This window comes from Streptomyces sp. NPDC039609 (genome assembly GCF_055596705.1).
The window spans coordinates 303776-327030 of record NZ_JBVIUJ010000010.1; the positions used below are offsets into that span (position 1 = coordinate 303776).

Here is a 23255-nt window from a genome sequence, read left to right on the forward strand (position 1 = left end):
GATGGTGATGTTCGTGAAGATGAACCAGGTTCAGCCATGTCGATGGTATCCGCAGGAGGGCGCGGGACTCGCATCCGGCCGACGTGCGTCCCACCTGCTGGGACTTCTCGTGAGCCCTCACGGGGCGAGCGCGGAGCCGAACGGCAGGTTCCGCACCACGGTGAAAACGGCGAGGACGGCGCCGATCCCCCACCACCAGACGGGGGCGAGCGCCCCTCTCATGGGCACGCCGCGTACGGCGCGAATCAGCCAGAGGACCATGACGGCGGCGAAGATCCCGTAGCCGACGACGGCGAGCGCGTTGGCCCCGAGGGCGGCGCCGAGCTCACCGTGCACGAAGGCGTGGGCGCTGCGGAGGCCGCCGCAGCCGGGGCAGTAGATCCCGGTGAAGCGCAGCAGCGGGCAGACCGGATAGTGCCCGGGCTCGTTGGGGTCGACGCTCCCGACGTAGGCGAATGCGGCTCCGACCCCGACGAGCACGCCGACCGGCGCGACGAGCCGCCGAGCGAGCGGCCGCGACGCGGGGGCGGGGGTGGAGGGTGGGCCTGCCTGGGCCGACCAATGGCCCACGACGGGCTGGGCGGACTCTGCCGCGGCCCCCGTCGTCGCGTCGGGCTCGGGGGCGGCCTCGGCGGGCGGGGTGGCTGGGTCTTCGGTCACGGCGGGAGTCCGCGGCTTCGGGTGCACGCGGTGATTGTCGCTCCTGACGCGTGAAGGCGCAGCACGGCATCGCCGTGCTGCGCCTTCACATGTGTCGGGCGTCGCGCGCCTCAGGCGCGCAGCTTCGCGGTGGCCGCGGCGCGGGCGGAGGCCACGGCCTCCGACTCCTTCGGCATACCGAGGCCGGCGACCTTCATGGCGAGGCCGATGACACCGCCGAGGAGGACGACCCCCATGCCGGCCCAGAAGCCGACCTGGTTGGCCGCCACCATGAAGACTCCGGCGATGCAGAAGCCGATGAAGGAGATGATGACACCGGTCCAGGCGGCCGGGGTGTGTCCGTGGGCGCTGCCCGCCATGAGTTGCTCCTCGTTTGCTGTTGCTCGGTGGTGGCTCGGGTGAGGTCTCGCGTGCGAGGACACTCTCCCCCAGACTTCGTCCGGGGGTACCCCCGCCACATTGTCCCGCACACCGGGGCGCGGGGATGAATCGGGGGTGGGCGGACGATCACGCGTCGCGCCACCTCTCCGCGATCAGCCGTCGTGCGTCGGGTCCTCGCCGCGGTCGAGGGCCTTCCACAGGTCCTCCGGCCGGTCGGACGCGGCTCCGGACGCGGGCGCCTTGCGCGCGGTGCGCGGCGTGCCGGAGCGCTCGTAGCGTCCGCCCATCGCCGGCCAGCTCTTCCCGTACCGCAGGGCGAGCAGGCCCGCGGCGAGGATGAGCAGCGCCCCGGCGGCGGCGACGTACGGCCAGGCGGTGTGGGTCAGGCCGGACACCGAGGCGGCCGTGTCGCCGGTGATGCGCGCGGCCTCCGCGTCCAGCGCGTCGGTGTCGGACGCGCCGAGGAACGCGGCGAGCGCCGCGCCCGCGCCGCTGAGCGCGAGCAGGCCGGAGACCAGGGTGCGCCCGGCGCGGCGGACGGCGAAGACGGCGACGAGCGCGGCCAGACCGACTATGGCGAGGGCGGTCGGCACACCGGTGACGGCGCCGCCGTCGGCCTCGACCGGCACGGTGCCGCCGCCCACCGACGCCGTGCCCTCGGCCCAGATCTGGCCCGCGGACAGCAGCACGACGGTGGCACCGAGGGCGCCGAGCAGGAGGGCCACGGCCAGGCTGCGGCGGCCACCGGACGAGGCGGCCGCGGCGCCCGCGCGCGCGGCTCGGGGCTGGGGTACGGGAACAGCACTCACGTACCCCACTATCCCTTACGCCCTCATGCGCCGTTCATCCGGTTGGCGGTGTGGACGGCGCGGAGGACGGCGGCCGCCTTGTTGCGGCACTCGTTGTCCTCGCCGACCGGGTCGGAGTCGGCGACGACACCGGCTCCGGCCTGCACATACGCGGTGCCGTCGCGGAGCAGCGCGGTACGGATGGCGATCGCGGTGTCGGAGTCGCCGGCGAAGTCGAGGTAGCCGACACACCCGCCGTACAGTCCGCGCCGGGACGGTTCCAGCTCCTCGATGATCTGCATGGCGCGCGGCTTCGGCGCGCCCGACAGCGTGCCGGCCGGGAAGCAGGCGGTGAGGACGTCGAAGGCGGTCCTCCCCTGCGCGACCCGCCCGGTCACGGTCGACACGATGTGCATGACGTGCGAGTACCGCTCGATCGACATGAAGTCGACGACCTCCACCGAGCCTGGCTCGCAGACCCGGCCGAGGTCGTTGCGGCCGAGGTCGACGAGCATCAGATGTTCGGCCCGCTCCTTGGGGTCGGCGAGCAGCTCCTCCGCGAGGTCATGGTCCTCCTGCGGGGTGGCGCCGCGGTGCCGGGTGCCGGCGATCGGGTGGAGCATCGCGTGCCCGTCCTCGACCTTGACCAGCGCCTCGGGGGACGAGCCCACGACGTCGAAGCCGTTCTCGAAACGGAAGAGGTACATGTACGGCGACGGGTTGGTGGCCCGCAGCACCCGGTACACGTCGAGCGCGGAGGCACGGCACGGGGTCTCGAAACGCTGCGAGGGGACCACCTGGAAGGCCTCGCCGGCCCGGATCCGCTCCTTGATGTCCTCGACGGCCTCCTGGTAGGCCGGACCGCCCCACAGGGCCGAGAACTCCGGCAGCTCGGAGGCCGGCAGCGCGGCGGGCGGGTTGGCCACCGGGCGGGCCAGGTCGGCCTCCATCGTGTCGAGCCGGGCGACGGCGTCGGCGTACGCCTCGTCGACGCCGGTCTCCAGGTCGTTGTGGTTGATCGCGTTGGCGATCAGCAGGACCGTGCCGTCCCAGTGGTCCAGGACGGCGAGGTCGCTGGTGAGCAGCATGGTCAGCTCGGGGAGCTCCAGGTCGTCCCGGGTGGAGTCGCCGATGCGCTCGAGGCGGCGGACGATGTCGTACCCGAGGTAGCCGACCATGCCGCCGGTGAAGGGCGGCATCCCGGACGCCAGGTCACGGGGGGTGTGGAGGGCTTCGACGGTGGCGCGCAGGGCCTGCAGGGGGTCGCCGTCGGTGGGAACGCCGACGGGCGGGGTGCCGAGCCAGTGCGCCTGGCCGCCCCGGACGGTGAGGGTGGCGTCGCTGCGGACGCCGATGAAGGAGTAGCGCGACCAGGAACGGCCGTTCTCCGCGGACTCGAGGAGGAAGGTGCCGGGGCGTTCGGCGGCGAGCTTGCGGTAGAGCCCGACCGGGGTGTCGCCGTCCGCGAGGAGCCGGCGGCTGACAGGGATCACGCGGCGGTCGGCCGCCAGCTTGCGGAAGGTCTCGAGGTCCATGGCGGCTGACCTTACTGGGAGAGCGGGAGCACGTCGGCGTCGAAGCAGGTGCGCGCGCCGGTGTGGCAGGCGGCGCCGACCTGGTCGACCTTGACGAGCACGGTGTCGGCGTCGCAGTCGAGGGCGACGGACTTGACGTGCTGGACGTGGCCGGAGGTGTCACCCTTGACCCAGTACTCCTGGCGGCTGCGCGACCAGTAGGTGCAGCGGCCGGTGGTGAGGGTGCGGTGGAGGGCCTCGTCGTCCATCCAGCCGAGCATGAGCACCTCGCCGGTGTCGTACTGCTGGGCGATGGCCGGGACGAGTCCGTCCGGGCTGCGCTTGAGGCGGGCGGCGATGGCCGGGTCGAGATTGCTGCTCATGCGGCCATTGTGCCGTGGCCGGCGGGTGTGTCCGGCGGACGTCCACTGGGCGGACCGGCGGCGCCGGTCGTACGCTGGCAAGCATGTCGACCCATGCCAAGCGTGAACGCCTGTTGCTCGCCGATCTGTTGGAGGCGGCCGGGCCGGATGCCGCGACGCTCTGCGAGGGCTGGCGGACCCAGGACCTCGCGGCCCATGTGGTGGTGCGCGAGCGCCGCCCGGACGCGGCCGCCGGGACGCTCGTACCGGCGCTGAAGGATCGTCTGGACCGGGTGCAGGCCGAGTTCGCGGAGAAGCCGTACGAGGAGCTGATCCAGCTCATCCGTACGGGTCCCCCGCGAATGTCGCCGTTCACCATCAAGCAGGTGGACGAGGGAGCGAACATCGTCGAGTTCTACGTCCACGCGGAGGACGTCCGGCGGGCCCAGCCGGACTGGTCGCCGCGCGAGCTGGACCCGGTCTTCTCGGACGCGCTCTGGTCCCGCCTGGAGAAGGGTGCGCGGCTCCTCGGCCGGAAGGCGCCGGTGGGACTGGTGCTGCGCCGCCCGAACGGGCAGACGGCGGTGGCGCACCGCGGCACGCCGGTGGTGACGGTCTCCGGCGAGCCGGGTGAGCTGACGATGTTCGTCTTCGGCCGCCAGGACGTGGCGAAGGTGGAGCTGGACGGGGAACAGGACGCGATCGACCGCCTGCACGAAGCGAAGCAGCTGGGGATCTAGGGCCGCCGGCGCGGAGGGCCCGGTGGCGCCCTCTGCGAGCGATCAGCCCCGCCGCGCAGCCCCCGGCAGTTCCGCGCGGCGCAGGGCTCGTACGGAGAGGGCGTACACGCCGCCCAGCACGCAGACCGCGGCGCTGGCGGTGTACACCGGGGCGAGTCCCCACAGGCCCACCGCCGCGCCGGTGAGGGGGTAGCTCAGTGGGGCGATGCCCAGGCTGAAGAGGCTGGACACGGCCGTCACCCGGCCGAGGTACGCGGGGTCGCACTCCGTCTGGGTGAGCGCGCCGCACAGGGCGCCGCTGAGGCCGGCGAGCAGGCCGACGGAGACGGACACGGCCACGGCGACGGGCAGCTGCGGTACGTAGGCGAGGGCGGCGATCGAGCAGGCGCCGAGGGTGATCGTCCAGGCCATGACGGCCCCGGCGCGCGGTATCCGGCCCCGTACGGTCAGCAGCAGGGAGGCGGCGGCCGCTCCGGTACCGAATCCGGCGAGGACCCAGCCGATGCCGGCGGCGCCCCAGCCGCGCTGGTCGGCGAGGAGCGCGAGGCCGACGTTGAGGGGGCCGACGAAGCCGAGGTCGCTGAGCGCGATGACGATCATCAACGGGCCGAGGACCCGGTGGCGGCGGATGTAGCGCAGTCCGTCGGCGAGGTCGCGCAGCGCGGTGCCGTCGCGGGAGGGCTCGTCACCGGGCAGCGGGGCGATCCGGAGCTTCAGGAGCAGCGGCAGGGAGAACGCGAAGAGGAGTCCGGGCGCGCGGTACGGCGCTGACGGCCATGACGAGCCCGGCTTCCGCGGGGGTGCCACCGCGGACGGCGGACCAGGAGAGGGCGAGGTGGTAGACGCTGTCGCCGAGCGTGGAGGCGGTGTAGGCGCCGAGCCAGCGCAGGACGTTGGCATCGCGGTGGGCGGGGCGGGCGGCGGGGAGGGTCGTGGTGGCCGTCATGAGTGGTAGGGGAAGCCGTGGAGGTGGACGGCGACGTTCTCGCGGCCTTCGGTGTCGCCGGCCTGCTCGGCGGCCCGGGCCCGGGCGTCGTACTTCTGCAGTACCGCGTCGAGCTCCTCGCCGAGCGCGGCGAGTTCGGCGGCGGTCAGCCGCGGCAGCCACTCGGAGCTGATCGAGGCGGAGCGCCACTCGTCGGACCAGGTCAGCCGCTCGTCGAGGAAGCGGCGGTGGAGTTCGGCCCGCTGTTCGTAGATGGTGCGGCCGAGGGCGTCGCTCGCGGCGGCCAGTTCGGGGGTGCCCCGGACGTCCTCGTCGCGGATGCTGACGCCGTAGGAGCTGGGCTGCCACCAGCGTTCACGGCCGTCGGCGGAGTGCCCCTCGGCCTCCTCGATGAGGCCGTGCTCGGCCAGTTTGCGCAGGTGGTAGCTGACGAGGGAGACCGCCTCGTCGACCTGGTCGGCGAGTTGGGAGGCGGTGGCGGTACGGGCCACGAAGAGGGCGCGGTAGAGGCGCATCCGCAAGGGGTGCGAGATGGCTTTGAGGGTGCCGAGGTCGGTGATCCGACGGTTCTCCTGCGAGGTCATGTCCACGACCGTAGATACAAAAGAAATCTTGCACAACAGGATTTGCACAAATAATCCTGCTCATCGGGCCAAGGGAAAGGCCCCCTTCCGGGGGCCTTTCTGGAGCCTGGCTCAGCGGACCGGGTGGCCCGCCTCCCTCAGCGCGTCCTTGACCTGCGAGATCCGCAGGTCGCCGAAGTGGAAGACCGAGGCCGCGAGCACCGCGTCGGCACCCGCCTCGATCGCCGGCGGGAAGTCGGAGAGCCTGCCCGCTCCCCCGCTCGCGATCACCGGCACGGTCACGTGCTTGCGCACGGCCGCGATCATCTCGGTGTCGTAGCCGTCCTTCGTGCCGTCCGCGTCCATCGAGTTGAGCAGGATCTCGCCCGCGCCCAGCTCGGCGGCCCGGTGCGCCCACTCGACGGCATCGATGCCGGTGCCCTTGCGGCCGCCGTGCGTCGTCACCTCGAAGGAGCCGGAGGCCGTACGCCGGGCGTCGACCGAGAGCACCAGCACCTGGCGGCCGAAGCGCTCCGCGATCTCACGGATCAGCTCGGGCCGGGCGATGGCGGCCGTGTTCACGCCCACCTTGTCGGCCCCGGCACGCAGCAGCTTGTCGACGTCCTCCGCCGCGCGTACACCGCCGCCCACCGTCAGCGGGATGAAGACCTGCTCGGCGGTGCGGCGCACCACGTCGTAGGTCGTCTCGCGGTTGCCGGAGGAGGCGGTGATGTCGAGGAAGGTCAGCTCGTCGGCGCCCTCGGCGTCGTACAGCTTCGCCATCTCGACGGGGTCGCCGGCGTCGCGAAGGTTCTGGAAGTTGACGCCCTTGACGACCCGGCCGTTGTCCACGTCCAGGCAGGGGATCACCCGTACGGCGAGGCTCATTCCGCACCACTCCTGTAGGCCTCGACCTCGACCTCGACGACCAGGCTCGGGTCGACGAAGCCGGACACGATGATCATCGAAGCCGCCGGGCGGACGGCGTCGAACAGCTCCTTGTGGGCGCGGCCGACCTCGTCCACGTCCCGCGCGTGGGTGATGTACATCCGGGTCCGTACGACGTCCTCCGGGCCCAGGTCGAGCTTCTTGAGCGCGTCGAAGGCCACGTTGAAGGAGTTGATCGCCTGCTCGTACGGGCCGCCGCCGGCGATCTGGCCGCCGATCACCGACGTGCAGCCGGAGACGAGGACCAGACCGTTCGGCAGCTCCACCGCGCGGGAGTAGCCGAACTGCTCCTCCCAGGGAGCGCCGGTCACCACCTTGCGGACGGCGTCGGTCATACGGAAGCCACCGCCTCCAGGGCCTCTTCCAGGGTGAACGCCTCGGCGTACAGCGCCTTGCCGACGATCGCGCCCTCGACACCCAGCGGCACCAGGCCGGACAGGGCGCGCAGGTCGTCCAGGGACGACACGCCGCCGGAGGCGACGACGGGCTTGTCGGTCGCGGCGCAGACGTTCCTCAGGAGCTCCAGGTTCGGGCCCTGGAGCGTGCCGTCCTTGGCGATGTCGGTGACGACATAGCGCGAGCAGCCCTCGGAGTCGAGGCGCGCGAGCGTCTCGTAGAGGTCGCCGCCGTCGCGGGTCCAGCCGCGGCCGCGGAGCGTGGTGCCACGGACGTCGAGGCCGACCGCGATCTTGTCGCCGTGCTCCGCGATGACCTTGGCGACCCACTCGGGGGTCTCCAGGGCGGCGGTGCCCAGGTTGACGCGGGTGCAGCCGGTGGCGAGGGCGGCGGCGAGCGAGGCGTCGTCGCGGATGCCGCCGGAGAGCTCGACCTTGATGTCCATGGCCCTGGCGACCTCGGCGATCAGCTCACGGTTGTCGCCGGTGCCGAAGGCGGCGTCGAGGTCGACCAGGTGCAGCCACTCGGCGCCGGAGCGCTGCCAGGCGAGAGCCGCCTCGAGCGGGGAGCCGTAGGAGGTCTCCGTACCGGACTCGCCGTGCACAAGGCGGACGGCCTGGCCGTCGCGGACGTCGACGGCGGGGAGGAGTTCAAGCTTCTGAGCCATGATCAGAGGGTCTCGATCCAGTTGGTGAGCAGCTGTGCTCCGGCGTCGCCGGACTTCTCGGGGTGGAACTGGGTCGCCCACAGGGCACCGTTCTCGACGGCCGCGACGAACGGCTCGCCGTGGGTGGCCCAGGTGACCTTGGGGGCACGCATGTTGGGGTTGCCGACCTCCAGGCTCCACTCGCGCACCGCGTAGGAGTGCACGAAGTAGAACCGGGCGTCGGCGTCGAGGCCCGCGAACAGCTCGCTGCCCTCGGGCGCGTCGACGGTGTTCCAGCCCATGTGGGGCACGACCGGGGCCTTCAGCGGCTCGACCGTACCGGGCCATTCGTCGAGACCCTCGGTCTCCACGCCGTGCTCGATGCCACGGGCGAAGAGGATCTGCATGCCGACGCAGATGCCCATGACGGGGCGGCCGCCGGAGAGCCGGCGGTCGATGATCCACTCGCCGCGGGCCTCCTTGAGGCCCTTCATGCAGGCGGAGAAGGCGCCGACGCCGGGGACGAGGAGCCCGTCGGCGTTCATGGCCTTGTCGTAGTCGCGGGTGATCTCGACCTCGGCGCCGACATGGGCGAGGGCCCGCTCGGCGGAGCGGACGTTGCCGAAGCCGTAGTCGAAGACGACGACCTTCTTGGGAGTACGCGCACTGCTCATGCCGGTCATTCCCAGATTCCCTGAATCCGAAGGACGCCCGCGACCAGGCACATCACGGAGGCGATGGCGAGGACGACGATCACGCCCTTGGGCAGCTTCTGCTTGGAGAAGGAGTACACACCGCCGGCGAGGAAGAGCCCGACGACGATGAGGATGGTGGAGAGGCCGGTCATGAGGTTAGAGCGCGCCCTTCGTGGAAGGCAGGATGCCGGCCGCGCGCGGGTCGCGCTCGGAGGCGTAGCGCAGGGCTCGGGCCAGCGCCTTGAACTGGCACTCCACGATGTGGTGGGCGTTGCGCCCGTACGGCACGTGGATGTGCAGCGCGATCTGCGCCTGCGCGACGAAGGACTCGAAGATGTGGCGGGTCATCGTCGTGTCGTAGGAGCCGATCATCGGCGCCATGTTCTCGGGCTCGGTGTGCACCAGGTAGGGGCGGCCGGAGAGGTCGACGGTCACCTGGGCGAGCGACTCGTCCAGCGGGACGGTGCAGTTGCCGAAGCGGTAGATGCCGACCTTGTCGCCGAGCGCCTGCTTGAAGGCGGCGCCGAGGGCGAGGGCGGTGTCCTCGATGGTGTGGTGCGAGTCGATGTGCAGGTCGCCGTCGGTCTTGACGGTGAGGTCGAACAGACCGTGGCGGCCGAGCTGGTCGAGCATGTGGTCGTAGAAACCGACGCCGGTGGCGACATCGACCTTTCCGGTGCCGTCGAGGTCTATCTCGACGACGACGGAGGTCTCCTTGGTGGTGCGCTCGACTCTGCCAACGCGGCTCATGAGCTCTGCTCCTTCTTCAGTGCGCGAACCGCATCGAGGAACGCGTCATTCTCTTCGGGGGTGCCGGCGGTGACCCGCAGCCGGCCCGGTACGCCGTTGTCCCGGACCAGGACGCCCCGGTCGAGGATCTTCTGCCAGGCCGCGTGGGAGCCTTCGGCTCCGTCGAAGCGGCCGAACTGGACGAAGTTGGCGTCGGACTCGGTGACCTCGTAGCCGATCGCGCGCAGCTCGGTGACCAGGCGGTCCCGCTCGGTCTTGAGCTGCTCGACGTACCCGAGGAGCGTATCGGTGTGCTCCAGGGCGGCGAGGGCGGTGGCCTGGGTGACGGCGGAGAGGTGGTACGGCAGCCGTACGAGCTGCACGGCGTCGACCACGGCCGGGTGCGCGGCGAGGTAGCCCAGGCGCAGACCGGCCGCGCCGAAGGCCTTGGACATGGTGCGGGAGACGACCAGGTTCGGCCGGCCCTCGATCAGCGGCAGGAGGGAGTCCCGGTGGCTGAACTCGACGTATGCCTCGTCGACGACGACGACGGACGGCTTGGCGGCCTGGGCGGCCTCGTACAGCGCGAGGACGGTCTCGGCCTCCACCGCGGTGCCCGTGGGGTTGTTGGGCGAGGTGATGAAGACGACGTCCGGGCGGTTCTCGGCGATGGCCTTCTCGGCCGCCTCGACGTCGATCGTGAAGTCCTCGTCGCGCGGGCCGGAGATCCAGCCGGTGCCGGTGCCTCGCGCGATGAGCGCGTGCATCGAGTACGAGGGCTCGAAGCCGATGGCCGTACGTCCCGGGCCGCCGAAGGTCTGCAGCAGCTGCTGGAGGACCTCGTTGGAGCCGTTGGCCGCCCAGACGTTCTCGAGGGCGACCGGGTGCTTTCCGGTACGAGTGAGGTAGCGGGCGAGCTCGGTACGGAGCTCGATCGCGTCCCGGTCCGGGTAGCGGTTGAGGCCGCGGGCGGCCTCGGCGACCCGCTCCGCGATCCGGGCCACCAGGGGCTCCGGCAGCGGGTACGGGTTCTCGTTGGTGTTCAGCTGGACGGGCACGTCGAGCTGGGGCGCGCCGTAGGGCGTCTTGCCCTTCAGCTCGTCGCGGATCGGAAGGTCGTCGATCCGGATGGTGTCGTTCGCGGTCACTGGCTTTCTGGCACCTTCCAACCGAACCGGGCCTTGAGCGCGGCACCGTGCGCGGGCAGGTCCTCGGCCTCGGCGAGGGTGACCACGTGGTGGGTGACCTCGGCGAGGGCGTCCCGGGTGTAGTCCACGATGTGGACGCCGCGCAGGAAGGACTGCACGGACAGGCCCGAGGAGTGGCAGGCGCACCCGCCGGTGGGCAGCACGTGGTTGGAGCCGGCGCAGTAGTCGCCCAGGGAGACGGGCGCCCAGGGGCCGACGAAGATCGCGCCCGCGTTGCGGACACGGTCGGCGCGGGCGGCGGCGTCGGCGGTCTGGATCTCCAGGTGCTCGGCGCCGTACGCGTCGACGACCTTGAGGCCGTCCTCCAGGTCGCTGACGAGGACAATCGCGGACTGCTTGCCGGACAGGGCCGGGACGATCCGGTCGTCGATGTGCTTGCTGGCGGCGACCTGGGTCTTCAGCTCGGCCTCGGTGGCCTCGGCCAGCTCCTCGGAGTCGGTGACGAGGACGGCGGCGGCCATCGGGTCGTGCTCGGCCTGGCTGATCAGGTCGGCGGCGACGTGCACCGGGTCGGCGGTGGAGTCCGCGAGGATCGCGATCTCCGTCGGACCGGCCTCGGCGTCGATGCCGATACGGCCCTTGAGGAGGCGCTTGGCGGCGGCGACGTAGATGTTGCCGGGCCCGGTGACCAGGTTGACGGGGGCGCAGCCGGGCGTGTCGTCGGTGCCCTCGGTGCCGTACGCGAACATGGCGATGGCCTGGGCGCCGCCGGCGGCGTACACCTCGTCGACGCCGAGGAGCGCGCAGGCGGCAAGGATCGTCGGGTGGGGCAGGCCGCCGAACTCCTTCTGCGGCGGCGACGCGATCGCGACGCCCTCGACCCCGGCCTCCTGGGCGGGGACGACGTTCATGACGACGGACGAGGGGTAGACGGAGCGGCCGCCGGGGACGTAGAGCCCCACGCGCTCGACCGGGATCCACTTCTCGGTGACCGTGCCGCCGGGCACGACCTGGGTGGTGTGGGTGGTGCGGCGCTGCTCGCGGTGGACGATCCTGGCCCGGCGGATGGACTCCTCCAGGGCGGCCCGGACGGCCGGGTCCAGCTCGTCGAGGGCGCGGGCGATCGTCTCGGCGGGGACGCGCAGGTCGGCGACGCGGACGCCGTCGAACTTCTCGCCGTAGTCGATCACCGCCGCTGCGCCATGATGCCGTACGTCCTCGCAGATGGGCCGCACCTTCTCCAGGGCGGCTTCCACGTCGAACTCGGCACGGGGCAGCAGGTCGCGCAGTGCGCCACCCTCGGGGAGGGCGTCGCCGCGCAGGTCGATACGAGAGATCACGGGTCAATTCTCGCAGACGCCCCACAAGCGCCGGACGTCCGTATCACTGGCTGATACGAGCCACATTGGCGTCTTGTCGCCACAGCTGACCGTTAGCGTTCAGTCCGTCACTCAGCGGGAAGAACGGCTGTACGAATCCAGGGAAGCGGGTTCGTGGAAAGCGAGGGGGCGGCAGTGACCGAGCCGCACGAAGACGGAATGCCGGACGGCCTCACGGGCCCGGAGCGGGTCATGTGGCGGGCTTTCCGGATCGGCAGGACCTGCGATCTGAGCGAGGGGGAGGCGGCCCGGGACGATCCCTTCGGCCCGCATGCGTGGGAGGACACGCGCAGCGTGCGCGCCGACGTGGTGGCTCTGCTGCTGCTCGACGGGCCGCCGCCGAGGTCGGGGCGGGTGGCGGCGCTCAAGCTGCGCGGAGTACGGATCACGGGCGTGCTCAATCTCGCCGGCGGTGAGATACGCCCGTACGTGGAGCTGAACCGCTGCAGGTTCGAGCAGGAGATCGTGCTGCCGGAGGCCCACTTCGGGACGGTGCGGATGGTGGAGTGCACGATCCCCCGCCTGGAGGCGGCGCGGCTCCACACCCAGGGCGATCTGCATCTGCCGCGCTGCCGGGTGGAGCGCGGCATCCGGCTCACGGACGCGCAGATCGGCACGGATCTGCTGATCAACCAGATCCGGGTGTGGCCGGACCGGCGCGGCCGGGCGATCACGGCGGACGGCCTGGTGGTGGCGCAGGACCTCCAGGCCGAGCTGATCGAGACGTACGGCGAGCTGAGCCTGCGCGGGGCGAAGGTGGGCGTGTCGCTGAGCCTGCGCGGCAGTGTGCTGCGCGGCGCGCAGCAGCGCCGCGCGCTCAACGCGCCGCAGCTGACGGTGGAGCGCTCGCTCTATCTGAACGCGGCGTGGGTGTACGAGGGCTCGGGGAACGCCACGGCCACTCCCCCGTACGGCATCGGGTACACGCCGGTGCAGGGGGCGCGGCGCAAGCCGGTCGAGTGCCATGGCGGGGTGCGGCTGGACGACGGCCGGTTCGGCGACGCGGTGGACCTGCACTACGCGCGGTTCGTCCTGGACGGGGCGCGGAGGGAGCAGGTGTCGCTGCGCCGGATCGTCACCCCGGAGCTGCGGTTCAACGGGGAGCCGCCGGAGGAGGGGCGGGTGGTGCTCAACGGCGCGAAGGTCGTGACGCTGATCGACCTCTCCACCAGCTGGCCCGGTCCCGGCGGTCTGTCGATGAACGGCTTCGTCTACGAGAACCTGGTGCCGTACGGGCACTTCCCGCTGGCCCGGCGGCTCGAGTGGGTGGCGGCGGCGACGCCGGAGTACGCCCCTGAGCCGTACGAACGCCTGGCGACGGTGCTGCGCAACAGCGGAGAGGACGCGGACGCCCGGGAGGTGCTGCTCGCCAAGCAGCGGCGGCGCCGGGAGACGCTGCCGGTGGCCGGGAAGCTCTGGGGCTACCTCCAGGACTGGACGGTGGCGTACGGCTATCGGCCGGGACGGGCCGCGCTGTGGATGGCGGTGCTGTGGGCCGCGGGGGCGCTCGCCTTCTCCCGGTACGACCCGCAACCGCTGAAGCCGGAGGAGTCGCCGAACTGGAGCGCCACGCTGTACGCGCTGGACCTGCTGCTGCCGGTGATCAACCTGGGCCAGGACGGCTATTGGCGCCTGGAGGGCTTCTGGCAGTGGGCCGCGACGGCGCTCATCCTGCTGGGGTGGGTGCTGGCGACGACGGTGGCGGCGGGGGCCTCGCGGACGCTGCGACGGGGGTGACGACTGTGACGTGAGGGGCGGATTCTGCCGCCCCTCACCCCTTTCTTTACCCTGTCTTGACCTCGTGCAGGACAACTTTCCCGCCGCTACCAAAGCTTCACAGTCCCCCACTGGCGCAGCCCTCACCTGCGGTTTTCAATGGTCCGCACCATGTCATTGCTCCGCGCCCTGATCGGCACCGCCCGTATGGTCCGGCACAGCCCGCGGCTCGCCGCCGCGCTGCCGCCGGACGACGACGTGCTGCTCGACGCGCCGGACGACCGGCTCGCCCCGGCGCTGGTGGCGGCCGCCCTCGCCGACCCCGAGCCCGCCGCGAAACTGCTCGCGACGACCCGGGACGCCGCCGAGTGGGAGAAGCGGGACCGGTACGTGGCACGGCTCGCCACCTTCGCGTACAGCCGTGACGAGTGGCTGGTCCACTGGCTGGCCGTCTCGCCGCGCGACCCGGACGCGCTGCTCGTCAAGGCGGAGCTCGCGGTGCGCAGGGCCTGGGGCTCGCCGGCCCGCTCCGAGCGGCTGCGCGAGCTCGGGCCGCTGATCGACGCGGCCGCCGAGGCCTCGCCCGGCGACCCGGTGCCGTGGCGGCTCGCCCTGGACCACGCGCGGGGCACGCATGCGGGCAATGCGGTGTTCGAGTCGCTCTGGGAGCAGGCCGTTCGCCGCTCCCCGCACCACTACGGCTGCCACGTCGCCGCGCTCCGCTATCTGTCGGCCCAGTGGTACGGCTCGCACCGCGAGTGCTTCGACTTCGCCGAGCAGGCCGCCGAGGACGCGCCGCCAGGCTCGCTGGCCCGGGCGCTGCCGGTGAACGCCGCCTTCGCCCAGCTGCTGGTCGGCGCGGGCCCCGTCCAGGAGGACCGCATCGACGCGGCGGCGGACCGGGGCATCGCGCTGTCGGCGGAGTACGCGGCGGGCGATCCCTGGCTCGCGGAGGTCCGGAATCTGCTGGTGTACGTGCTGCTCAGGCGGGGACGCCAGGAGGAGGCGCTGGAGGAGTTCCGCCGGATCGGCCGGTACGCCACGTCGTTTCCGTGGGCGCTCGTCGGGGACGATCCGCTCGGCAGTTTTCTGGAGGCGCGGGACACGGTGCGGGTCGCGGTGGCCCGCACGATCCCGCTGCGCGGAGCCGGACATGGACGGGCCGGACGAGGCGCGCCCGACGGCCATTACGCTTGACCGCTGTGACCACCGCCAGCCTGCCACTCTTCCCGCTCAACGCGGTGCTGTTCCCGGGCCTTGTGCTGCCCCTGAACGTGTTCGAGGAGCGCTATCGCGCCATGATGCGCGAGCTGCTCAAGACCGATGACTCGGAGCCCCGTCGCTTCGCCGTGGTCGCGATCCGCGACGGCCGCGAGGTCGCGCCGACGGAGCCGGGGATGCCGGACCCGACGGCGCAGCGGGAGAAGGGGCCCGCCGCGGGCTTCGGCCCGGACCCCATCCAGGCCTTCCACCGGGTCGGCTGCATCGCCGACGCGGCGACGATCCGGGAGCGCTCGGACGGCAGCTTCGAGGTGATGGCCACGGGCACGACCCGGGTGAAGCTGTTGTCGGTGGACGCGAGCGGTCCGTTCCTGGTGGCCGAGATCGAGGAGATCCCGGAGGAGCAGGGCGACGAGGCGGGCACGCTGGCCGAGGGTGTGCTGCGGGCGTTCCGCACGTACCAGAAGCGGCTGGCGGGGGCGCGGGAGCGGTCGCTGACGACGAGTGATCTGCCGGACGATCCGTCGGTGGTGTCGTACCTGGTCGCGGCGGCGGCGGTGCTCGACACGCCGGCGAAGCAGCGGTTGCTGCAGGCGCCGGACACCGCGACGCGGCTGCGGGAGGAGCTGACGCTGCTGCGTACGGAGACGGCGATGCTGCGGCATCTGCCGTCGCTGCCGGCGGTGGACCTGACGCGGGCGCCGACGAGCCCGAACTGACGAGGGATTCGACGTGGCGAAGAAGCAGAAGAAGCAGGCGGGCGGCACCCCGGCGACGGTGGCGCTGACGGCGTCCGGGACTCCGTTCACACTCCACTCCTACGACCACGACCCGGCGTCCGCGTCCTACGGCGAGGAGGCGGCGGAGGCGCTCGGCGTCTCCCCGGACCGGGTCTTCAAGACGCTGGTCGCGGACGTCGACGGCGAACTGACGGTGGCGGTCGTCCCGGTCGCGGGCCAGCTGGACCTGAAGGCCCTGGCCTCGGCGGTCGGTGGCAAACGCGCGACGATGGCGGACCCGGCGGCGGCCGAACGCACGACGGGCTACGTCCGCGGCGGCATCTCCCCCCTGGGCCAGCGCAAACGCCTCCGCACGGTCCTGGACACCTCGGCCACGACCCACGAAACGATCTGCATCTCGGCGGGCCGCCGGGGCCTGGAAGTAGAACTGGCCCCGACGTCCCTGGCGACCCTGACCTCCGCGGTCCTGGCCCCCATCGGCCGCGGCTAGCGTCGGGGACGGGGGCAAGACCCCTGGGCCCCGGAAGGCCCGGCATACGGCCGGCACGCGCTCGCGGCTGCCGCCCCGACAGGCCCGGAAGGACCCGGCACCGCTCGCGGCGCGCGGCTGCCGCCCCGACAGGCCCGGAAGGGCCCGGCGTACGGCCCCAGCACGTGCTAGCGGCGCGAAGCTGCCGCGCCCCGGGCAGCGGGGCCCGACAACTCCCGTAGCCGACCCTCCCGTGCCCGCGGCGCGAAGCTGCCGCACCGGGGGCTCCGTCTCGTCGGGTTCCGGGGTGGGGTCCCCCCGGACGAAGTCTTGGGGGAGGGTGGAGCGGGGGAACCCCGCCCCGCCCGAGAGTCGTCAGGCCTGCGGAGCCTTGCCCGGGGCGTCCGTCGGTGGCCATTCCGGCTCCGGGTCCCTCGGGCCGAAGAGGGCCGTCAGGGCCAGGTGGACGATCATCGCCACGATCGGCCACGCCAGCATCGCCCCGGCCCACATCTCCAGCTTCAGCGGCGCGTCGAACACGACGTTCGGCCCCACCTCCTTCGCACGGGCCACCACGTCGTGCGTCGGTCCCAGCAGCGTGCCCACGCCCCAGCCGAGGAGTGATCCCAGCACGCCGCCCACCGCGAGACCCATCACCAGGGCCACGCCCCCGTGCCGGTGGAAGAGGAAGACCAGGGCCGCGGCCACCGCCCCGAAGGCGAGCGCGAGCAGCACGAACGTTCCGTCCGCCCCGATCGCCGCCTCACCCTCGCTGTGCCGCAGGAAGACCGCCTTGCCGTCGGAGATCAGCGAGACCCGCGGCGCGAGCCAGAACCACAGCAGCCCCAGCGCCGCCCCGGCGACGGCGGAGACGACGGTGATCACGGCCGCCTGCCGCAGCTCCGTCACCGCGCTCGGTACGCCGTCGTCGCCCGGCATCGGAGGATAGGGCGCGGGCCACCCGTCCGGCGGCACGGAGTCGTTCGGAGGCTGGTGAGGCGGTGTCAGAGGTGCGGTCACCCCGCCATCGTGCCAGGTACGGATACGACCCGCCTCAGCGGACCGCCGCCCGCCGATACGCCCACGTCGCCGCGGCCAGCGACACGACCCCCACGGCCCCGCACACCGCGAGGTCGAGCCCCACCGCCGCCCAGTCCGGGTGCGGATCGAAGGTACGGGCCAGCGCCTCCACCCCGTACGTCGACGGCAAGAGGTCCCGCGCCCAGTCGATCGGCTCCGGCAGCCGCTCAGCCGGCAGCACCCCGAGCAGCAACGCCGCCGACATGCCGAGCTGCCCGAGCAGCGTCGCGAGTTCCTGCCGCGGGGCGAGCAGCCCGAGCGCCGCGCCGAGCCCGGCGAGCGCGGCCCCGGCCAGCGGCACGACCGCCGCGAGGATCCACAGCTGCCCGAGCGGCAGCCCGAAGAGCAGCGACCCGATGACCGCCGTCACGACGGTCCCCGGCACGGTGAAGGACGCGTACGCCCCGGCCGCCCCCAGCACCACCGCGGCAGGCGGCACCGGCAGCGTCGCGTAGTGGTCGAGCCCTCCGGTGGCCCGCAGCTGCCCGAAGTACTGGGCGAGAAGATTCAGCGCCACGAAGGCGACGACGAGGACCGACGAGCCCGCCACGACCGCCCGCGCCTCCGCCCCGCCGTCGACGACGCCCCGCATCAGGACCATGATCCCGACGGACTGGAACGTCGCCACGAACAGCAGGGGGATACGCGAGACCCGGGCCCGCGAGAGCTGCGCGCGGTAGACGGCGGCGAGAGCCGGCAGCAGCCGGGCGCGCGGCGCCAGCGGCGCGGCGGTACCGGCGGCCGGTGCGTCGGGAGCCCGGGCCGGGGCGGCCTCGGCGGGCACGATGCTCACTCCGTACAGCTCCTCATGCCTTCACCAGTCCCGTGGCTCCTTGGATCTCGCCGCCCAGCGCCAGATACACGTCCTCCAGGCTCGGCGTGGCCAGCGTGAAGTCGTCCAGGGCGGCGAACGCCGCCCCGCCCGTCACCGCCGCGACCGTCGCCCGCGCCTCGTCCGGGGCCAGCCGGAGGGTCCAGCGCCGTCCCGACTCCTGCGCGACTTCGCGCAGGGCGGCGACCTCGGGGACCTCCAGCGGGGCACGCTCGCGCCAGACCAGATCGACCCGGACCTCTCCCGCGACGCGTTCCTTCAGCCCGCCCGGGGTGTCGCAGGCGATGACCCGGCCCCGCTCCAGGACGGCGACCCGGTCCAGTACGGTCTCGGCCTCGATCACGTTGTGGGTGACGAGCAGCACGGTCGTGCCGTGCTCGGCGCGCCGTCGGTCGACGGCGGACCAGACGGCCCGCCGGGCGATCGGGTCCATCCCGGTGGTGGGCTCGTCGAGGACCAGGACCGGCCGTTCGCCGACCAGGGCGGCCGCGACGCAGGCGAGCCGTCGCTGTCCGCCCGAGAGCTTCTTCAGCGGCCGACCGGCGAGCTCGGTCAGACCCAGCTCCTCCAGGACGGCGTCCTTCGCGGCCCGCGCGTCCCGTGCGGTCAGCCCGCGCAGCCGCCCGGTGGTCTCGGCGGCCAGCGCGACCGTCAGTTCGTCGAGCGCGGTGGACTCCTGGCCGAGGTAGGCGAGCAGGCGCGCGGCACGTTCCGGGTGGCGTACGAGATCGTGGCCGAGCAGCTCGACCGTGCCGGAGTCGGGGCGCATCAGCCCGGTCAGCTGGCGTACGAGGGTGGACTTGCCGGCTCCGTTGGGGCCGAGCAGGCCGAAGATCTCGCCGCCGCGCACATCGAGGCTGATCCCGTCGGTGGCGCGGATCTCAGGGGTCGCGGGCGTCCCCCGCCGGGCGCGCGCGGCGGGGTACGTCTTGACCAGATCCCGCACCACGCACACCGTACTCACGGAGGAAGAGCCTACGGGGTCCTTCGGCCTACTCCCCCGCGGGGGCGCGTTCCGCGGCGGCCCGTACGTCGATCTCGCGCCAGAAGCCGGCCCGGATCGCGTACCGGTCGTGTTCGTCGATCTGGTCGTCCTTGTGGGCGAGCAGGCCGAACCTGGCCGCGTACCTGAGCAGTTCGCCGTCGATGCGGTGCGGGATGCGCGGGTACATCACGGACAGCTTCTGGACATGGCTCTGCTCGGGGAGCCGCTCCATCCAGCGACGGGCGAAGACCTGTCCGACCTCGAAGGGGTCGCCGCCGACGGTGGTGATGTCCTCCTCGCGGTCGGCCCAGCGCTGCTCGGCGCTGGTGAGCTGGGCGAGGGTGGGCAGGGAGGCCGTCTCGGGGGGCTCGCCGAGTGCGCCGCCGGGGCGTTCGATCCAGCCCTTGTCGGAGGACCAGCGCAGGGTGGCGTTGGTGGCCGGCGGGTGAGCCGGGGCACCGGGGCCGCGCAGTCCCGCGAGGTCCTTGGGGGTGGGGACGACCTTGCCGGTGGCCGGTGAGCGCGTATCGGTCGCCGCACCGTCCTCGGTGGGCGCGGGCGCCTCGGGGGCCGCCGCGCCGTTGTGTACGGAGGCGGCTGCCGCGGCCGCGGCCTCGGCTGCCCGTTCGGCGGAGGCGGCGAGCGCCGATTCCGGCAGCGGGGCGGAGAGGATCGCGGCGATCTCGGGGCGTGGGGCCGGCGGGGGCGCGCAGATGCCCGTGAGGTCCTTGGCGCGGACGGCCCGGGTGATCCAGGCCCGGTCGAGGACCCGGCGTTCGTCGGCCTCGGCGACGAGGTCCTCGGACTGGTTGTAGTCGCCGTCGGCGGCCTGCACGGCCCAGAGGTGGACGGCGACGCCGTGTTCCTTGGCGGACATCAGGCCGGGCAGCAGATCGCCGTCGCCGGTCACGAGCACGACATCGGAGCAGGCACGGTTTCTGGCCAGTTCGGTGAGCTCGGCGTGCATGGCCGCGTCGACGCCCTTCTGGGCCCAGCGGCCGTCGCTGCGGGTCAGCGCGCCGAGCCGCACGGTGACCCGGGGCATCACACGGAGCCTCCGGTGTTCGGGCTGGGGCACTCGGTCGGGGGCGCCGTCGAACCAGTAGATCCGCAGCAGGGGCTGTTCGGTGTCGGCCTCGGCGCGTTCGCGCAGCCCCTGGATGAGCGCGGCGTGGTCGACGGTGATCCGGGAGCGGGCCGGTTCCCCGGCGAGGAGGCTCGCGGCGGCGCCCAGCAGATAGCCGGCGTCCACGAGAACGACGCAGCGGTCCACGTGTTCCACCTTCTTTCGGGAACCTCGGGATCGGAAGTTGCTTCGGATTTCCCCAGAGTCTGCCCGACCGTGGAGAGGTAGACGGCCGGAACTGGATCATCGGCGTGGCGAATGTCACTCCGCAACCCGCTCACTGTCGGTAATGATCCAAAATGCGGCGGTTCACCCCATATGTGAGGCTGACAGCGGCCCTGGCCCCGAGATCCCTTTGAGGAGGCATCACCATGGCCAAGAATCGGAAGCAGAACCGCAGTCAGCAGCAGTCCTCGCAGGCCGAGCGCGGCGCCCAGCAGGCGCAGCAGTCGTCGATGGAGTCCCAGGCCGAGCAGCGCGCCTCGCAGGTGACCCCCGGTGACATGGCTCGCAAGGGCCGGCAGAAGCGCTTCGGTCACAACTGATCGCGCGTAACCCCGGAAGGGGCGCACCCGTGACGACGGGCGCGCCCCTTCCGCGCGTGTGGGCCCGGGCTTCCGCCCGGGGACCCCTGTCCGGCCCTATCCGGCCAGACAGGACGGGCCGAGCAGAACCTTCAGATCGCCGAAGAGCGCGGGATCGGGCTGGACCCGGTGCCGGTCGAGCCGCAGGACGGTCGTCGTGCGCGGGCCCTGGAGCTTGATCCGTACCTCGGTGTTGCCCTTGTGGTGCCCCAGGATCTCGCCGAGCCGGCTGATCATCGGCGGGGTGACCTTGACGGTCGGGATGGTCAGGACGACGGGCGCGTTGGTCCCGGCGTTCGACAGGTCCGGGACCATCAGCTCCATGGCGACCAGCCGGGGCACGTCCTCGCGCTTGTCGAGACGGCCCTTCACGAAGACGACCGTGTCCTCGACGAGCTGGGTGGAGACCAGCTGGTACGTGGCAGGGAAGAACATGCACTCGATGGAGCCGGCGAGGTCCTCGACGGTGGCGATGGCCCAGGCGTTGCCCTGCTTGGTCATCTTGCGCTGGAGGCCGGAGATGATGCCGCCGATGGTGACGACCGCGCCGTCGGAGTGCTCGCCTCCCGTGAGCTGGGAGATCGCGGCGTCCGTCTTGTCGGAGAGGACGTGCTCGATTCCGAAGAGCGGGTGGTCGGAGACGTAGAGGCCGAGCATCTCGCGCTCCTGGGCGAGCAGGTAGGACTTCTCCCACTCGACGTCGGAGAACTCCACGTCCAGGCCGAAGCCGGGCTCGTCGGTCGCCTCGTCTCCCATGCCGCCGAAGAGGTCGAACTGTCCCTCGGCCTCCTTGCGCTTGACCGCCACCACGTTGTCGATCATCGGCTCGTGGTGGGCGACCAGGCCCTTACGGGTGTGGCCCATCTCGTCGAAGGCGCCGGCCTTGATCAGCGATTCGATGGTCCGCTTGTTGCAGACGACCGCCTCGACCTTGTCGAGGAAGTCGGGGAAGGTGGAGTACTTCCCCTTCGCCTTGCGGGACTTGATGATCGACTCGACGACGTTGGTGCCGACGTTGCGGACCGCGGAGAGGCCGAAGAGGATCACGTCGTCGCCCTGCGCGGCGAAGTTCGACTCGGACTCGTTGACGTTGGGCGGCAGGACCTTGATGCCCATGCGGCGGCACTCGTTGAGATAGACCGCGGACTTGTCCTTGTCGTCCTTGACCGAGGTCAGCAGACCGGCCATGTACTCGGCCGGGTAGTTGGCCTTGAGGTACGCGGTCCAGTAGGACACCAGGCCGTACGCGGCGGAGTGCGCCTTGTTGAAGGCGTAGCCGGCGAAGGGGACCAGGACGTCCCACAGGGCCTGGATGGCCTCGTCGCTGTAGTCGTTCTTCCGGGCACCGGCCTGGAAGATGGTGAAGTTCTTCGCCAGCTCCTCGGGCTTCTTCTTGCCCATCACGCGGCGGAGGATGTCGGCCTCGCCGAGGGAGTACCCGGCGATGATCTGGGCGGCCTTCTGTACCTGCTCCTGGTAGACGATCAGGCCGTAGGTGACCGCGAGCACCTCTTCGAGCGGCTTCTCCAGCTCGGGGTGGATCGGGGTGATCTCCTGCTGCGCGTTCTTGCGCAGGGCGTAGTTCGTGTGCGAGTTCATGCCCATCGGGCCCGGCCGGTACAGGGCGGACACGGCGGAGATGTCTTCGAAGTTGTCGGGCTTCATCAGCCGCAGCAGCGAACGCATGGGTCCGCCGTCGAACTGGAAGACACCGAGGGTGTCACCGCGCTGGAGCAGTTCGAAGGTCTTCGGGTCGTCCAGCGGCAGGGCCAGCAGGTCGAGGTCGATGCCCTTGTTGGCCTTCACCATCTTGACGGCGTCGTCCATGATGGTCAGGTTTCGCAGGCCGAGGAAGTCCATCTTCAGCAGGCCGAGCGACTCGCACTGGGGGTAGTCCCACTGCGTGATGGTCACACCGTCGGTGTGCCGCACCCAGATCGGCGCGTGGTCGACGATGGGCTCGCTGGACATGATCACGCCGGCCGCGTGCACACCCATCTGCCGGACGAGGCCCTCCACACCCTTGGCGGTGTCGATGACCTTCTTCACGTCCGGCTCGTTCTCGTACATCGCCCGGATCTCGCCGGCCTCGCTGTAGCGCGGGTGCGAGGGGTCGGTGATGCCGTTGAGGTCGATGCCCTTGCCGAGGACGTCGGCGGGCATCGCCTTGGTGAGCCGGTCACCCATGGCGTACGGGTAGCCGAGGACGCGGGCCGAGTCCTTGATCGCGTTCTTCGCCTTGATCTTGCCGTAGGTGCCGATCATGGCGACCTTGTCGGCGCCGTACTTCTCGGTCACGTACCGGATCACCTCGACGCGCCGACGCTCGTCGAAGTCGATGTCGACATCGGGCATCGAGATGCGCTCGGGGTTGAGGAAGCGCTCGAAGATCAGTCCGTGCGGGATCGGGTCGAGGTCGGTGATGCCCATGGCGTACGCGACGATCGAACCGGCCGCGGAGCCTCGGCCGGGGCCGACGGCGATGCCCTGCTTCTTGGCCCACATGATGAACTCGGCGACGACGAGGAAGTAGCCGGGGAAGCCCATCGAGATGATGGTGTCCATCTCGTACTCGGCCTGCTTCAGCCGGTCGTCCGGGATGCCTCC

Annotated in this window: 25 protein-coding genes and 1 pseudogene; 6 read left to right on the top strand and 20 right to left on the bottom strand. The window is 71.8% G+C overall.

What is annotated here, in order from left to right:
- Positions 1-117: 117 nt before the first annotated feature.
- The 5 genes from ACZ561_RS29040 to hisI all read right to left on the bottom strand — a co-directional run bounded on the left by ACZ561_RS29040 (position 118) and on the right by hisI (position 3726).
- Entirely contained in the window at positions 118-570 is a 453-nt protein-coding gene (locus ACZ561_RS29040; protein WP_471000413.1) for a DUF2752 domain-containing protein, read from the bottom strand.
- A gap of 200 nt (positions 571-770) precedes the next feature.
- Positions 771-1019: an HGxxPAAW family protein gene (locus ACZ561_RS29045; protein WP_471000318.1), complete on the bottom strand. Its 249-nt coding sequence runs from the start codon at positions 1017-1019 to the stop codon at positions 771-773.
- Between the two features lie 174 nt (positions 1020-1193).
- Positions 1194-1859, bottom strand: coding sequence for a TIGR02234 family membrane protein (locus ACZ561_RS29050; RefSeq protein WP_471000321.1), 666 nt, complete (start codon positions 1857-1859; stop codon positions 1194-1196).
- A 14-nt stretch (positions 1860-1873) separates the two neighbouring features.
- Entirely contained in the window at positions 1874-3364 is a 1491-nt protein-coding gene (locus tag ACZ561_RS29055; RefSeq protein WP_376446642.1) for an anthranilate synthase component I, read from the bottom strand.
- A gap of 11 nt (positions 3365-3375) precedes the next feature.
- Entirely contained in the window at positions 3376-3726 is a 351-nt protein-coding gene (gene hisI, locus ACZ561_RS29060) for a phosphoribosyl-AMP cyclohydrolase (protein WP_329121673.1), read from the bottom strand.
- An 83-nt stretch (positions 3727-3809) separates the two neighbouring features.
- Between hisI and ACZ561_RS29065 the strand changes: the two genes are divergently transcribed.
- Positions 3810-4445 (top strand): TIGR03085 family metal-binding protein, encoded by a 636-nt coding sequence (locus tag ACZ561_RS29065; RefSeq protein ID WP_471000326.1) that lies wholly within the window; start codon positions 3810-3812, stop codon positions 4443-4445.
- A gap of 42 nt (positions 4446-4487) precedes the next feature.
- Here the strand turns inward: ACZ561_RS29065 and ACZ561_RS29070 are convergent.
- From ACZ561_RS29070 to hisD, 10 genes and pseudogenes are all read right to left on the bottom strand, one after another.
- Positions 4488-5391 (bottom strand): annotated as a pseudogene (locus ACZ561_RS29070) (MFS transporter).
- On the bottom strand, positions 5388-5975 hold the full coding sequence (locus ACZ561_RS29075; protein WP_471000329.1) for an ArsR/SmtB family transcription factor: 588 nt from the start codon (positions 5973-5975) through the stop codon (positions 5388-5390). The pseudogene ACZ561_RS29070 and the gene ACZ561_RS29075 overlap by 4 nt, the downstream one beginning before the upstream one ends.
- Positions 5976-6086: 111 nt before the next feature.
- A complete protein-coding gene (hisF, locus tag ACZ561_RS29080; protein ID WP_376443795.1) occupies positions 6087-6842 on the bottom strand; it encodes an imidazole glycerol phosphate synthase subunit HisF in 756 nt (251 codons plus the stop codon).
- Positions 6839-7237 carry a RidA family protein gene (locus ACZ561_RS29085; protein WP_376443798.1) on the bottom strand — a complete coding sequence of 133 codons (399 nt, stop codon included), beginning with the start codon at positions 7235-7237 and terminating at the stop codon, positions 6839-6841. Before ACZ561_RS29085 ends, hisF begins: the two co-directional genes overlap by 4 nt.
- Entirely contained in the window at positions 7234-7965 is a 732-nt protein-coding gene (gene priA / locus ACZ561_RS29090; protein ID WP_471000333.1) for a bifunctional 1-(5-phosphoribosyl)-5-((5-phosphoribosylamino)methylideneamino)imidazole-4-carboxamide isomerase/phosphoribosylanthranilate isomerase PriA, read from the bottom strand. The genes ACZ561_RS29085 and priA overlap by 4 nt, the downstream gene beginning before the upstream one ends.
- A gap of 2 nt (positions 7966-7967) precedes the next feature.
- The gene (gene hisH, locus ACZ561_RS29095; RefSeq protein WP_471000336.1) at positions 7968-8618 is read right to left on the bottom strand and encodes an imidazole glycerol phosphate synthase subunit HisH; all 651 of its coding nucleotides are present in this window, start codon (positions 8616-8618) and stop codon (positions 7968-7970) included.
- Between the two features lie 5 nt (positions 8619-8623).
- Positions 8624-8791 carry a hypothetical protein gene (locus ACZ561_RS29100; RefSeq protein WP_260228758.1) on the bottom strand — a complete coding sequence of 56 codons (168 nt, stop codon included), beginning with the start codon at positions 8789-8791 and terminating at the stop codon, positions 8624-8626.
- A gap of 4 nt (positions 8792-8795) precedes the next feature.
- The gene (hisB, locus tag ACZ561_RS29105) at positions 8796-9389 is read right to left on the bottom strand and encodes an imidazoleglycerol-phosphate dehydratase HisB (RefSeq protein ID WP_158986436.1); all 594 of its coding nucleotides are present in this window, start codon (positions 9387-9389) and stop codon (positions 8796-8798) included.
- Complete coding sequence (locus ACZ561_RS29110; RefSeq protein WP_471000340.1) at positions 9386-10516, bottom strand: histidinol-phosphate transaminase; 1131 nt, start codon at positions 10514-10516, stop codon at positions 9386-9388. Before ACZ561_RS29110 ends, hisB begins: the two co-directional genes overlap by 4 nt.
- Entirely contained in the window at positions 10513-11856 is a 1344-nt protein-coding gene (gene hisD, locus ACZ561_RS29115; protein WP_471000343.1) for a histidinol dehydrogenase, read from the bottom strand. Before hisD ends, ACZ561_RS29110 begins: the two co-directional genes overlap by 4 nt.
- Positions 11857-12030: 174 nt before the next feature.
- On the opposite strand from hisD, the gene ACZ561_RS29120 reads away from it, so the two are divergent.
- From ACZ561_RS29120 to ybaK, 4 genes are all read left to right on the top strand, one after another.
- Positions 12031-13632 carry an oxidoreductase gene (locus ACZ561_RS29120; protein ID WP_471000346.1) on the top strand — a complete coding sequence of 534 codons (1602 nt, stop codon included), beginning with the start codon at positions 12031-12033 and terminating at the stop codon, positions 13630-13632.
- A 138-nt stretch (positions 13633-13770) separates the two neighbouring features.
- On the top strand, positions 13771-14808 hold the full coding sequence (locus ACZ561_RS29125; RefSeq protein ID WP_471000349.1) for a hypothetical protein: 1038 nt from the start codon (positions 13771-13773) through the stop codon (positions 14806-14808).
- Positions 14809-14813: 5 nt separating this feature from the next.
- Entirely contained in the window at positions 14814-15551 is a 738-nt protein-coding gene (locus ACZ561_RS29130; RefSeq protein ID WP_329121642.1) for an LON peptidase substrate-binding domain-containing protein, read from the top strand.
- A gap of 13 nt (positions 15552-15564) precedes the next feature.
- Positions 15565-16062, top strand: coding sequence for a Cys-tRNA(Pro) deacylase (gene ybaK / locus ACZ561_RS29135; RefSeq protein WP_471000352.1), 498 nt, complete (start codon positions 15565-15567; stop codon positions 16060-16062).
- 354 nt (positions 16063-16416) lie between these two features.
- On the opposite strand, the gene ACZ561_RS29140 is transcribed toward ybaK, so the two are convergent.
- Genes ACZ561_RS29140 through ACZ561_RS29155 form a run of 4 tightly spaced genes read right to left on the bottom strand, consistent with a single transcriptional unit; the run spans position 16417 to position 20220 of the window.
- Positions 16417-17061 carry a DUF2567 domain-containing protein gene (locus ACZ561_RS29140; RefSeq protein WP_471000355.1) on the bottom strand — a complete coding sequence of 215 codons (645 nt, stop codon included), beginning with the start codon at positions 17059-17061 and terminating at the stop codon, positions 16417-16419.
- 34 nt (positions 17062-17095) lie between these two features.
- Positions 17096-17914: an ABC transporter permease gene (locus ACZ561_RS29145; RefSeq protein WP_471000358.1), complete on the bottom strand. Its 819-nt coding sequence runs from the start codon at positions 17912-17914 to the stop codon at positions 17096-17098.
- A gap of 13 nt (positions 17915-17927) precedes the next feature.
- Complete coding sequence (locus ACZ561_RS29150; protein WP_471000361.1) at positions 17928-18917, bottom strand: ABC transporter ATP-binding protein; 990 nt, start codon at positions 18915-18917, stop codon at positions 17928-17930.
- Between the two features lie 28 nt (positions 18918-18945).
- Entirely contained in the window at positions 18946-20220 is a 1275-nt protein-coding gene (locus ACZ561_RS29155; protein ID WP_471000364.1) for an NYN domain-containing protein, read from the bottom strand.
- Positions 20221-20435: 215 nt separating this feature from the next.
- On the opposite strand from ACZ561_RS29155, the gene ACZ561_RS29160 reads away from it, so the two are divergent.
- Positions 20436-20609, top strand: a complete 174-nt coding sequence (locus ACZ561_RS29160; RefSeq protein ID WP_376443835.1) for a hypothetical protein — start codon at positions 20436-20438, stop codon at positions 20607-20609.
- 96 nt (positions 20610-20705) lie between these two features.
- Here ACZ561_RS29160 and dnaE read toward each other — a convergent pair.
- Positions 20706-23255, bottom strand: a 2550-nt coding sequence (gene dnaE / locus ACZ561_RS29165) for a DNA polymerase III subunit alpha (protein WP_471000367.1), incomplete at its 5' end; no start/stop codon positions are given.